The sequence below is a fragment of the Streptomyces sp. NPDC026515 genome, assembly GCF_055567595.1.
In genome coordinates this window covers 1-11,196 of the sequence record NZ_JBVHQD010000011.1, presented here as the reverse complement: position 1 = coordinate 11,196, position 11,196 = coordinate 1, and the positions used below count along the sequence as shown (strand labels likewise).

Genomic DNA, 11,196 nt, shown 5'->3' with positions numbered 1-11,196 from the left:
GACACACTCACCTCCCACACCCCCCCCCCCCCTCCGCCCGACCGCGCGGAAGGACACGCGCCTCCCCCTCTTCGCGGGCACCCACAACCCTCTCCCCCCCCCACCACCGGGCCCTCGGTCACCGGGCGGCCGGGCCGTCGTCGCGCTCGGTCGGCTCCAGGTCGAACTCGCCGTCCCGGGCGCCCAGCACGAAGGCCCGCCACTCCGCCTCCGTGTACCGCAGCACGGTGCCCGGGTCGAGCGACGACCGCATGGCCACGGCGCCCTCGGGCAGGTAGGCGATCTCGACCCGTTCCTCGTCCTGCTCGGTGCCGGGCGCGCACTGCCACTCGACGCCCGAGATGTCGAGCGCGTAGAGCTCGTCCCGCTCCCGCTCCTTGCGCGCCTTCATCTCCTCAGCCGTCTCGCTCATCCGGCGGCGACCCCTTCCCGACGACGTACCTATGCTGTGACCGTCACACTACTGGCGGTCGCGCCGCCGCCGGCTGTCTCGCACGGTCCGGGACCGTCCCGGACATTCTCGTACTCCGGCACTGGTACCCTGGTCGACGGCCGTTTGTGTACGCACCCCCGGAGTCCCCCGTGGACCCCTGAGGCCGCGCCCGACGGATCCCCGCCTCCCGAGTTGTGGAAGCTCCCCCGCGATGAAGACCGGGGGCGCTCGGTGGGCACTCAGACAACGAGGAGTAAGCGTGTCGCTCGACGCCGCAGTGAAGAAGCAGATCATCACCGAGTTCGGGACCAAGGAGGGTGACACCGGCTCCCCCGAGGTCCAGGTCGCTCTGCTCTCCCGTCGGATCTCCGACCTGACGGAGCACCTCAAGACCCACAAGCACGACCACCACTCCCGTCGTGGTCTGCTGATCCTGGTCGGTCAGCGCCGCCGCCTCCTGCAGTACCTGGCGAAGAAGGACATCCAGCGCTTCCGTGCGCTGGTCGACCGCCTGGGCATCCGCCGCGGTGCGGCGGGCGCCAAGTAAGACGCCGTCAAGGGAGCGGTTCCCGGAGACACCCGGGGCCGCTCCCTTTGCCGTACGTGCGGAAACGTGCGGAGTGTCACTCACGCTTTGTAGTGTGGTAGCACAACGCAATACGCACGACACAGAACGCCGTACGGCACAGAGCGACGCCGTACGACCCAGAAAGAGGAGAAGCGCACCTAAGCCGCCGCCGGTCCTCGGTAGTGGCCCCCGGGGGGAAGCGAGCCCCGGGTGCTTCGATCGAAGACCGGCCCGCACAGCACGGCGCGCTTCTCCGGCACCGTCCCCCTGCCACACGGGCAGATCGGGACAAAAGACGCATCGCAGACGAAAGTAACGGAGAAAACGCTAGTGGAGAACGAGACCCACTACGCCGAGGCCGTCATCGACAACGGCACCTTCGGCACCCGCACCATCCGCTTCGAGACGGGCCGCCTGGCCAAGCAGGCCGCCGGCTCCGCCGTGGCGTACCTGGACGACGACACCATGGTGCTGTCGGCCACCACCGCCTCCAAGAACCCCAAGGACCAGCTCGACTTCTTCCCCCTCACGGTGGACGTCGAGGAGCGCATGTACGCGGCCGGGAAGATCCCCGGTTCCTTCTTCCGCCGTGAGGGCCGGCCGAGCGAGGACGCGATCCTCACCTGCCGCCTCATCGACCGCCCGCTGCGCCCGTCCTTCAAGAAGGGCCTGCGCAACGAGATCCAGGTCGTCGCCACCATCATGGCGCTCAACCCCGACCACCTGTACGACGTCGTCGCGATCAACGCCGCGTCCGCGTCCACCCAGCTGGCGGGTCTGCCCTTCTCCGGCCCGATCGGCGGCGTCCGCGTCGCGCTGATCAACGGCCAGTGGGTCGCGTTCCCGACGCACACCGAGCTCGAGGACGCCGTCTTCGACATGGTGGTCGCCGGTCGCGTCCTGGAGGACGGCGACGTCGCGATCATGATGGTCGAGGCCGAGGCCACCGAGAAGACCATCCAGCTGGTCAAGGGCGGCGCCGAGGCGCCGACCGAGGAGGTCGTCGCCTCGGGTCTGGACGCCGCGAAGCCCTTCATCAAGGTGCTCTGCAAGGCCCAGGCCGACCTCGCCGCGAAGGCCGCCAAGCCGACCGGCGAGTTCCCGATCTTCCTCGACTACCAGGACGACGTCCTGGAGGCGCTGTCCGCCGCCGTCCGCCCGGAGCTCGCCGCCGCGCTGACCATCGCCGGCAAGCAGGAGCGCGAGGCCGAGCTGGACCGCGTCAAGGGTCTGGCCGCCGAGAAGCTGCTCCCGGAGTTCGAGGGCCGCGAGAAGGAGATCTCCGCCGCGTACCGTTCGCTGACCAAGCAGCTGGTCCGCGAGCGCGTGATCAAGGAGAAGAAGCGCATCGACGGCCGCGGTGTCACCGACATCCGCACCCTGGCCGCCGAGGTCGAGGCCATCCCGCGCGTGCACGGCTCGGCGCTGTTCGAGCGTGGCGAGACCCAGATCCTGGGCGTCACCACCCTCAACATGCTCCGGATGGAGCAGCAGCTGGACACCCTTTCCCCGGTGACCCGCAAGCGCTACATGCACAACTACAACTTCCCGCCGTACTCCACCGGCGAGACCGGCCGCGTCGGCTCCCCGAAGCGCCGCGAGATCGGCCACGGCGCCCTCGCCGAGCGCGCCCTGGTCCCGGTCCTGCCGACCCGCGAGGAGTTCCCCTACGCGATCCGTCAGGTGTCCGAGGCCCTCGGCTCCAACGGCTCGACGTCCATGGGCTCGGTCTGCGCCTCCACCATGTCGCTGCTGAACGCCGGTGTGCCGCTGAAGGCCCCGGTCGCCGGTATCGCCATGGGTCTGATCTCCCAGGAGATCGACGGCGAGACGCACTACGTCAGCCTCACCGACATCCTCGGTGCGGAGGACGCCTTCGGTGACATGGACTTCAAGGTCGCCGGCACCAAGGAGTTCGTGACCGCCCTCCAGCTCGACACCAAGCTGGACGGCATCCCGGCCTCCGTCCTGGCCGCCGCCCTCAAGCAGGCACGGGACGCCCGCCTCCACATCCTCGACGTGATGATGGAAGCGATCGACAAGCCGGACGAGATGTCCCCGAACGCCCCGCGGATCATCACCGTCAAGATCCCCGTGGACAAGATCGGCGAGGTCATCGGCCCCAAGGGCAAGATGATCAACCAGATCCAGGAGGACACCGGCGCCGAGATCACCATCGAGGACGACGGCACCATCTACATCGGTGCCGCCGACGGCCCGGCCGCCGAGGCCGCCCGCGCCACGATCAACGGCATCGCCAACCCGACGATGCCCGAGGTCGGCGAGCGCTACCTGGGCACGGTCGTGAAGACGACCACCTTCGGCGCGTTCGTCTCCCTGCTGCCCGGCAAGGACGGTCTGCTGCACATCTCGCAGATCCGCAAGCTGGCCGGCGGCAAGCGCGTGGAGAACGTCGAGGACGTCCTCGGCGTGGGCCAGAAGGTCCAGGTCGAGATCGCCGAGATCGACTCCCGCGGCAAGCTCTCCCTGATCCCCGTGATCGAGGGCGAGGAAGACGCTTCCTCCGAGGACGCAAAGGACGACACCGACAAGTGACGTCGAGCAGCTCCACGACGACGGCCCGCACCTCCTCGGAGGCGCGGGCCGTCGCCCGTACCCAAACCCTGATCAAGGGCGAGAACGGCATCGGCACGGTCCGCAAGACCACCCTCCCCGGCGGCCTGCGCGTCGTCACCGAGACCCTCCCCTCGGTGCGCTCCGCGACCTTCGGCATCTGGGCCCACGTCGGCTCCCGCGACGAGACCCCGTCCCTGAACGGCGCCACGCACTACCTGGAGCACCTCCTCTTCAAGGGCACCACGCGCCGCTCCGCCCTGGACATCTCCTCCGCCATCGACGCGGTCGGCGGCGAGATGAACGCGTTCACGGCCAAGGAGTACACGTGCTACTACGCGCGCGTGCTCGACACCGACCTGCCGCTCGCCATCGACGTCGTCTGCGACATGCTGACCGGGTCGCTCATCCTCGAGGACGACGTCAACGTCGAGCGCGGCGCGATCCTCGAAGAGATCGCCATGACCGAGGACGACCCCGGCGACTGCGTGCACGACCTGTTCGCGCACACCATGTTCGGCGACAACGCCCTCGGCCGCCCGGTCCTCGGCACGGTCGACACCGTCAACGCCCTCACCGCCGACCGGATCCGCCGCTTCTACAGGAAGCACTACGACCCCACCCACCTGGTGGTCGCGGCGGCCGGCAACATCGACCACAACAAGGTCGTACGACAGGTCCGCGCGGCCTTCGAGAAGGCCGGCGCCTTCCGCACCGCCGAGGCGGCCCCCATCAGCCCGCGCCAGGGCAGCCGCACCATCCGCACCGCCGGACGCGTCGAACTCCTCGGCCGCAAGACCGAACAGGCGCACGTCGTCCTCGGCATGCCGGGCCTGCCCCGCACCGACGACCGCCGCTGGGCGCTCGGCGTGCTCAACACCGCCCTCGGCGGCGGCATGTCCTCCCGGCTCTTCCAGGAGGTCCGTGAGAAGCGCGGCCTGGCCTACAGCGTGTACTCCTACACCTCGGGCTTCGCGGACTGCGGCCTCTTCGGCGTCTACGCCGGCTGCCGGCCCTCGCAGGTCCACGACGTCCTCAAGATCTGCCGGGACGAACTGGACCAGGTCGCCGAGCACGGCCTGCCGGACGAGGAGATCGGCCGCGCCGTCGGCCAGCTACGGGGCTCCACGGTCCTCGGCCTGGAGGACACCGGTGCGCTGATGAACCGTATCGGCAAGAGCGAGCTGTGCTGGGGCGAGCAGATGTCCGTCGACGACATGCTGGCCCGGATAGCCGCCGTGACCCCGGACGAGGTCCGCTCCGTGGCCCGCGACATCCTGGGACAGCGCCCCTCGCTGTCGGTCATCGGCCCGCTCAAGGACAAACAGGCCGCACGCCTGCACGACGCCGTCGCCTGACACACCACCGGTAAGGAACGAAGAAGATGAGCAAGCTGCGCGTGGCGGTCCTCGGGGCCCAGGGCCGGATCGGGTCCGAGGCGGTCAGGGCGGTCGAGGCCGCGGAGGACATGGAGCTGGTGGCCGCCCTCGGCCGGGGCGACAAGCTGGAGGCGCTGGCCGACTCGGGCACCGAGGTCGCGGTCGAACTGACCACACCCGCCTCGGTGATGGGCAACCTCGACTTCTGCGTCCGCCACGGCATCCACGCCGTCGTCGGTACGACGGGCTGGACCGACGAACGGCTCGCGCAGCTGACCGGCTGGCTGGACCAGTCCCCGGAGACCGGCGTGCTCATCGCCCCGAACTTCTCCATCGGCGCCGTGCTGACGATGAAGTTCGCGCAGATCGCCGCGCCCTGGTTCGAGTCGGTGGAGGTCGTCGAACTCCACCACCCGAACAAGGTGGACGCCCCCTCCGGCACCGCCACCCGCACCGCCCAGCTCATCGCCGAGGCCCGCCGCACGGCCGGCACCGCCCCGGCCCCGGACGCCACGGTGACCGCCCTGGACGGCGCACGCGGCGCCGACGTCGACGGGATCCCCGTGCACGCCGTCCGGCTGCGTGGCCTCCTCGCCCACCAGGAGGTCCTGCTCGGCGGCGAGGGCGAGACCCTCACCATCCGCCACGACTCCCTCCACCACAGCAGCTTCATGCCGGGCATCCTGCTCGGCGTCCGCCGCGTGGTCACCGCTCCAGGCCTGACCTTCGGCCTGGAAAACTACCTGGACCTGGGCTGATCGAGGCCTCTGACATGCGCGCGAAGCTCTCCTACGTCGTCACGGCCGCCGTCCTGGTCTTCTACTTCGTCCTGGTCGGCAGCCGGGGCGTGATGCTCATCCAGACCGGCACGGTCCTCACCGTCACCTTCGGGGTGGCGGTGCTGATCCTGCCGGTCATCGGCGTGTGGTTCCTGTGGAAGAACACCCAGTTCGTGCGCCGGGCCAACGCCCTCGCCGCGGAACTCGACGCCGAGGGCGGCCTGCCCGTGGACGAACTGAAACGCACCGCCGGCGGCCGCATCGACCGGGACTCCGCCGACGAGGTCTTCGCCAAGCGCAAGGCCGAGACCGAGGCCGCCCCCGACGACTGGCGCAGCTGGTTCCGGCTCGCCGTCGCCTACCACGACGCCCGGGACACCCCGCGCGCCCGCAGGGCGATGCAGCGCGCCATCGCCCTGCACGACGGCAGGCCGGTGGAGGCCTGAACACATACGGCACAGGTACGGCAGGGGCCGGTCCGCATCGGCGGACCGGCCCCTGCCGTACCTGTGCAGCGTGGCGTTCAGCCGCGCCCGTACTCCGCCGCCCACGCCTCCACGGCGTCCGCCGCACGGTCGAAGGCCGACGCCCGGCCCAGGAAGTCCATCCCGTGCGTGGTCAGCAGCGGCTCCGTGTCGGCCGTGGGCCGGTCCTTGCGTACGAGGGTCAGCGCCTGCCCCTGTACCGTGCGCGGCAGCCCCAGCCAGCGGACCGGCTGCTGCGCCGTGCGCACCGAGACGACCCGCTTCCAGGGCACCGTCCGGGTCCCCAGCAGGCCGATCTGGCGCACTCCGCGCGCGCTCACCCACACGCCCATGCGCAGTATCCGCAGGGCGGCGGCGATGATCAGCAGCGCGATGCCGAGGACGATTCCGGCGGAGTCCAGTGAGCCGGTCAGGGCCAGCGCCACCGCGGCGAACAGCACGAACGAGGCGAGCAGCAGCCACAGGGCGGCCCCGCCCACCCGCCACGGCCCGGGGCGGTAGGGGCGCCGCCAGCGGTCCCGGTCGTCGTAGGGCAGGGGGCTGTCGAGCGCCGCGTCATCGGTGCGGTCGGCCATCAGGAAGGGCAGGGGCACGGCTGGTCCTCACTCAATCCATGCATGGGCTGTGCCCGGTGAGGTTATCCGCCTGTGTCCCCGGCCACCACTCGAGGGGGGCCGGAAGAGTCAGTGCCCCTGGGAGGCCTGCGACTGCTGGGTCCCCGGGTCGGACGGCGTGGACAGCGCCGGCATGCCGAGGACCAGGGAACCCACCATTCCCGCGACGAGGGTGAGCCCGAGCATCCACCGCCCGGCTATCTGGCTCACCGACGACCGCTGACGGGGCGGGGGAGCGACATTGCTGCGGAACCTGTCGGCCTCGGCGATGAAGGCGAAGGGTACGGGTTCGCGCCGACGGAACATAGTGGGCACTTCCTCCTGCGTGCTTCGTGCGGAATGCTCTCAGTAGTACAGACGAGCGACTGCCCGAAAGGGTGCCCAGTTTCGGCAGATTCACAGATGTTCGCTGACGAATGTCGCGCACGCCCCGTGATCTGCGGTCCCACCAGCCCCGTAGAGTGGGCGCCGCTTCGAAGACGTGATGGGGAAGGACCCTCTGCACCGTGACCGACAGTCCCGCCGACGAACTCAAGATCTTCACTCGCAGCGACATCTCCGTTGAGCTGGTCAAGCACACCGCGTCCGACGCCGACGTCCTGTTCGCCGCCCGCGTCTCGACGCTCGGTGAGCAGTCCCTGGACGAGGTGAACAAGGACCCTGAGCGCTCCAGGGGTCTGATCAACTACCTGATGCGGGACCGGCACGGCAGCCCCTTCGAGCACAACTCGATGACGTTCTTCATCAGTGCGCCGATCTTCGTCTTCCGTGAGTTCATGCGGCACCGGGTCGGGTGGTCCTACAACGAGGAGTCCGGCCGCTACCGCCGGCTCGAACCGGTCTTCTACGTCCCCGGTGAGTCCCGCAAGCTCGTCCAGGAGGGCCGCCCCGGCAAGTACACCTTCGTGGAGGGCTCCCAGGCGCAGCAGGAACTCGTCGGCCGGGTGATGGAGGACTCCTACCGTCAGGCGTACGAGGCCTACCAGGAGATGCTCGCCGCCGGTGTCGCCCGTGAGGTGGCCCGGGCGGTGCTGCCCGTCGGACTCTTCTCCTCGATGTACGCCACGTGCAACGCCCGCTCGCTGATGCACTTCCTCGGCCTGCGCACCCAGCACGAGCTGGCCAAGGTGCCCTCCTTCCCGCAGCGGGAGATCGAGATGGCCGGCGAGAAGATGGAGGCGGAGTGGGCCCGGCTCATGCCCCTCACGCACGCCGCCTTCAACGCGAACGGCCGTGTCGCGCCGTGACCACGCCGTGGGGCTGTCGTGCGCTTTGACGTGCTCGGCACAGATGTACGGATCAGCCTGGCGAGGTGTCCGTATTGCGGCATTTAGAGAAGTTCATCTAGCCTGATCAAACGGACCCGGCACTGCTTGAACCCCCGAGCAGGCAGTGCCGGGCTCCGCATTTGTCCGGACTTTCCCCGCACCCCAAGGGCAGACCACGTCGTGAGCACCGAGTAGCGTGTAACCCATGGCTCCGACCTCCACTCCGCAGACCCCCTTCGGGCGGGTCCTCACCGCCATGGTCACGCCTTTCACGGCGGACGGCGCACTCGACCTCGACGGCGCGCAGCGGCTCGCAACCCACCTGGTGGACGCAGGCAACGACGGCCTGATCATCAACGGCACCACCGGCGAGTCGCCCACCACCAGCGATGCGGAGAAATCGGATCTCGTCAGGGCCGTGGTGGAGGCGGTCGGCGACCGTGCCCACATCGTGGCCGGCGTCGGTACCAACGACACCCACCACAGCATCGAGCTCGCCCGCCAGGCCGAGCGCGACGGCGCCCACGGCCTGCTGGTCGTCACGCCCTACTACAACAAGCCCCCGCAAGAGGGCCTGTACCGGCACTTCACGGCCATCGCCGACACCACCGGGCTGCCCGTGATCCTCTACGACATCCCCGGCCGCAGCGGCGTGCCGATCAGCACCGACACCTTCGTCCGCCTGGCCGAGCACCCGAGGATCGTCGCCAACAAGGACGCCAAGGGCGACCTCGGCCGTGCGAGCTGGGCCATCGCCCAGTCCGGCCTCGCCTGGTACTCCGGCGACGACATGCTCAACCTGCCGCTGCTCTCGGTGGGCGCCGTCGGCTTCGTCTCGGTCGTCGGCCATGTGGTCACCCCGGACCTCAGGGCCCTCGTCGAGGCCTTCACCTCCGGTGACGTACAGAAGGCCGCGGAGATCCACCAGAAGCTGCTCCCGGTCTACACCGGCATGTTCCGTACCCAGGGCGTCATGACGACCAAGGCCGCGCTGACCCTCCAGGGGCTGCCCGCCGGGCCGCTGCGCGCCCCCATGGTCGAATGTTCGGCCGAGGAGATCTCCCAGCTCAAGATCGATCTTGCCGCCGGCGGGGTACAGCTCTGACAACAGACTTTGCGCGGATGTCCGCGTAGCAAGGCCTAACAACTGAATACGGCGGGACACCGGTGCCCGCATCCCACAACGACAACTGCTTATGCACGAACGTCACGCACGCCACGTGCCCGACCGGTACGTGGCGTGCGTGGTGAGGAGAGTCTTTTGAGTCATCCGCATCCTGAACTCGGCCCGCCGCCCCAGCTCCCCGAAGGCGCCCTGCGCGTCACCCCGCTCGGCGGGCTCGGCGAGATCGGCCGAAACATGACCGTCTTCGAGTACGGCGGCCGCCTGCTGATCGTCGACTGCGGAGTGCTCTTCCCCGAGGAGGAGCAGCCCGGAATCGACCTGATCCTGCCGGACTTCACGTCCGTCCGGGACCGCCTCGACGACATCGAGGGCATCGTCCTCACCCACGGGCACGAAGACCACATCGGCGGTGTCCCCTTCCTGCTCCGCGAGAAGCCGGACATCCCCCTCATCGGCTCCAAGCTGACCCTCGCCCTCATCGAGGCGAAGCTCCAGGAGCACCGCATCCGCCCGTACACCCTGGAAGTGGAGGAGGGCCGGCGCGAGCGCATCGGCCCCTTCGACTGCGAGTTCGTCGCCGTCAACCACTCCATCCCGGACGCGCTGGCCGTGGCCATCCGCACCCCGGCCGGCATGGTGGTGCACACGGGCGACTTCAAGATGGACCAGCTCCCGCTGGACAACCGGCTGACGGACCTCCACGCGTTCGCACGGCTGAGCGAGGAAGGCATCGACCTTCTTCTGGCCGACTCGACGAACGCCGAGGTGCCGGGCTTCGTCCCGCCCGAGCGCGACATCTCGAACGTCCTGCGCCAGGTGTTCGCCGGTGCCCGCAAGCGGATCATCGTGGCGAGCTTCGCCAGCCACGTCCACCGCATCCAGCAGATCCTGGACGCGGCCCACGAGTACGGCCGCAGGGTCGCCTTCGTCGGCCGTTCCATGGTCCGCAACATGGGCATCGCCCGGGACCTGGGCTACCTCAAGGTCCCGCCGGGCCTGGTCGTCGACGTCAAGACGCTCGACGACCTTCCGGACAGCCAGGTGGTCCTGGTCTGCACGGGCTCCCAGGGCGAACCGATGGCGGCCCTGTCCCGGATGGCCAACCGCGACCACCAGATCCGCATCGTCGACGGCGACACGGTCATCCTGGCGTCCTCCCTGATCCCCGGAAACGAGAACGCGGTCTACCGCGTCATCAACGGCCTGACCCGCTGGGGCGCCGACGTCGTCCACAAGGGCAACGCCAAGGTGCATGTTTCCGGTCACGCCTCCGCCGGTGAGCTGCTGTACTTCTACAACATCTGCCGGCCGAAGAACCTGATGCCGGTGCACGGCGAGTGGCGCCATCTGCGTGCCAACGCCGAACTCGGCGCGCTGACGGGCATCCCGCACGACCGCATCGTCATCGCCGAGGACGGCGTCGTCGTCGACCTGGTCGAGGGCAAGGCCAAGATCTCCGGCAAGGTCCAGGCCGGTTATGTCTACGTCGACGGTCTCTCCGTCGGCGATGTCGGCGAGCCGGCCCTGAAGGACCGCAAGATCCTCGGCGACGAGGGCATCATCTCGGTCTTCGTCGTGGTCGACTCCTCCAGCGGCAAGATCACGGGTGGCCCGCACATCCAGGCCCGCGGCTCCGGCATCGACGACTCGGCGTTCGCGGCGGTCGTCCCGAAGATCTCGGAGGTCCTGGAACGCTCGGCCCAGGACAGCGTCGTGGAGCCCCATCAGCTGCAGCAACTCATCCGAAGGACCCTCGGCAAGTGGGTCTCGGACACGTACCGTCGCAGGCCGATGATCCTCCCGGTGGTCGTGGAGGTCTGACCCGCGTACGCGTCAACCAGGAGCGGGGGGGCCCCCGTTTTTTTCGGGAGGCCCCCGGCCATTCAGTTTCTGTTTCCCCCCACCAGGGAAACCAACCGTTCTCTGGATTGGGTCCGTTTTTTCCAGACAGGGGGGAGGGTCCCACTCGA

General features: G+C 69.2%; 11 protein-coding genes. 8 read left to right on the top strand and 3 right to left on the bottom strand.

Annotation, left to right across the window (positions count from 1 at the left end; genetic code table 11):
- Positions 1–118 precede the first annotated feature (118 nt).
- The gene (locus ACZ4O3_RS23510) at positions 119–412 is read right to left on the bottom strand and encodes a DUF397 domain-containing protein (protein ID WP_467724076.1); all 294 of its coding nucleotides are present in this window, start codon (positions 410–412) and stop codon (positions 119–121) included.
- A gap of 280 nt (positions 413–692) precedes the next feature.
- Between ACZ4O3_RS23510 and rpsO the strand changes: the two genes are divergently transcribed.
- The 5 genes from rpsO (at position 693) to ACZ4O3_RS23485 (ending at position 6,179) form a co-directional block, all read left to right on the top strand.
- The gene (gene rpsO, locus ACZ4O3_RS23505; protein WP_362718925.1) at positions 693–980 is read left to right on the top strand and encodes a 30S ribosomal protein S15; all 288 of its coding nucleotides are present in this window, start codon (positions 693–695) and stop codon (positions 978–980) included.
- A 351-nt stretch (positions 981–1,331) separates the two neighbouring features.
- A complete protein-coding gene (locus tag ACZ4O3_RS23500; protein ID WP_362718921.1) occupies positions 1,332–3,557 on the top strand; it encodes a polyribonucleotide nucleotidyltransferase in 2,226 nt (741 codons plus the stop codon).
- Complete coding sequence (locus ACZ4O3_RS23495; protein ID WP_467724074.1) at positions 3,554–4,933, top strand: M16 family metallopeptidase; 1,380 nt, start codon at positions 3,554–3,556, stop codon at positions 4,931–4,933. Before ACZ4O3_RS23500 ends, ACZ4O3_RS23495 begins: the two co-directional genes overlap by 4 nt.
- 26 nt (positions 4,934–4,959) lie before the next feature.
- Positions 4,960–5,712 (top strand): 4-hydroxy-tetrahydrodipicolinate reductase, encoded by a 753-nt coding sequence (gene dapB, locus ACZ4O3_RS23490; protein WP_362718915.1) that lies wholly within the window; start codon positions 4,960–4,962, stop codon positions 5,710–5,712.
- Positions 5,713–5,726: 14 nt separating this feature from the next.
- Positions 5,727–6,179 (top strand): tetratricopeptide repeat protein, encoded by a 453-nt coding sequence (locus ACZ4O3_RS23485; RefSeq protein ID WP_362718913.1) that lies wholly within the window; start codon positions 5,727–5,729, stop codon positions 6,177–6,179.
- Between the two features lie 77 nt (positions 6,180–6,256).
- Here the strand turns inward: ACZ4O3_RS23485 and ACZ4O3_RS23480 are convergent, their stop codons facing one another.
- On the bottom strand, positions 6,257–6,811 hold the full coding sequence (locus ACZ4O3_RS23480; protein ID WP_362718910.1) for a hypothetical protein: 555 nt from the start codon (positions 6,809–6,811) through the stop codon (positions 6,257–6,259).
- 90 nt (positions 6,812–6,901) lie between these two features.
- Positions 6,902–7,138 carry a hypothetical protein gene (locus tag ACZ4O3_RS23475; RefSeq protein ID WP_467724072.1) on the bottom strand — a complete coding sequence of 79 codons (237 nt, stop codon included), beginning with the start codon at positions 7,136–7,138 and terminating at the stop codon, positions 6,902–6,904.
- A gap of 200 nt (positions 7,139–7,338) precedes the next feature.
- Here ACZ4O3_RS23475 and thyX point away from each other — a divergent pair, with 200 nt between their 5' ends.
- The 3 genes from thyX (at position 7,339) to ACZ4O3_RS23460 (ending at position 11,047) form a co-directional block, all read left to right on the top strand.
- Positions 7,339–8,079 carry an FAD-dependent thymidylate synthase gene (thyX, locus tag ACZ4O3_RS23470; protein WP_362718904.1) on the top strand — a complete coding sequence of 247 codons (741 nt, stop codon included), beginning with the start codon at positions 7,339–7,341 and terminating at the stop codon, positions 8,077–8,079.
- A gap of 226 nt (positions 8,080–8,305) precedes the next feature.
- A complete protein-coding gene (gene dapA, locus ACZ4O3_RS23465) occupies positions 8,306–9,205 on the top strand; it encodes a 4-hydroxy-tetrahydrodipicolinate synthase (protein ID WP_362718901.1) in 900 nt (299 codons plus the stop codon).
- A gap of 156 nt (positions 9,206–9,361) precedes the next feature.
- A complete protein-coding gene (locus ACZ4O3_RS23460) occupies positions 9,362–11,047 on the top strand; it encodes a ribonuclease J (RefSeq protein WP_362718898.1) in 1,686 nt (561 codons plus the stop codon).
- Positions 11,048–11,196 lie beyond the last annotated feature (149 nt).

Bases quoted from the DNA above. Each gene is read 5' to 3' on its own strand.
- ACZ4O3_RS23510 (WP_467724076.1), bottom strand. From the start codon at position 412: ATGAGCGAGACGGCTGAGGAGATGAAGGCGCGCAAGGAGCGGGAGCGG.
- dapB (WP_362718915.1), top strand. From the start codon at position 4,960: ATGAGCAAGCTGCGCGTGGCGGTCCTCGGGGCCCAGGGCCGGATCGGG.
- ACZ4O3_RS23485 (WP_362718913.1), top strand. From the start codon at position 5,727: ATGCGCGCGAAGCTCTCCTACGTCGTCACGGCCGCCGTCCTGGTCTTC.
- ACZ4O3_RS23475 (WP_467724072.1), bottom strand. From the start codon at position 7,138: ATGTTCCGTCGGCGCGAACCCGTACCCTTCGCCTTCATCGCCGAGGCC.
- dapA (WP_362718901.1), top strand. From the start codon at position 8,306: ATGGCTCCGACCTCCACTCCGCAGACCCCCTTCGGGCGGGTCCTCACC.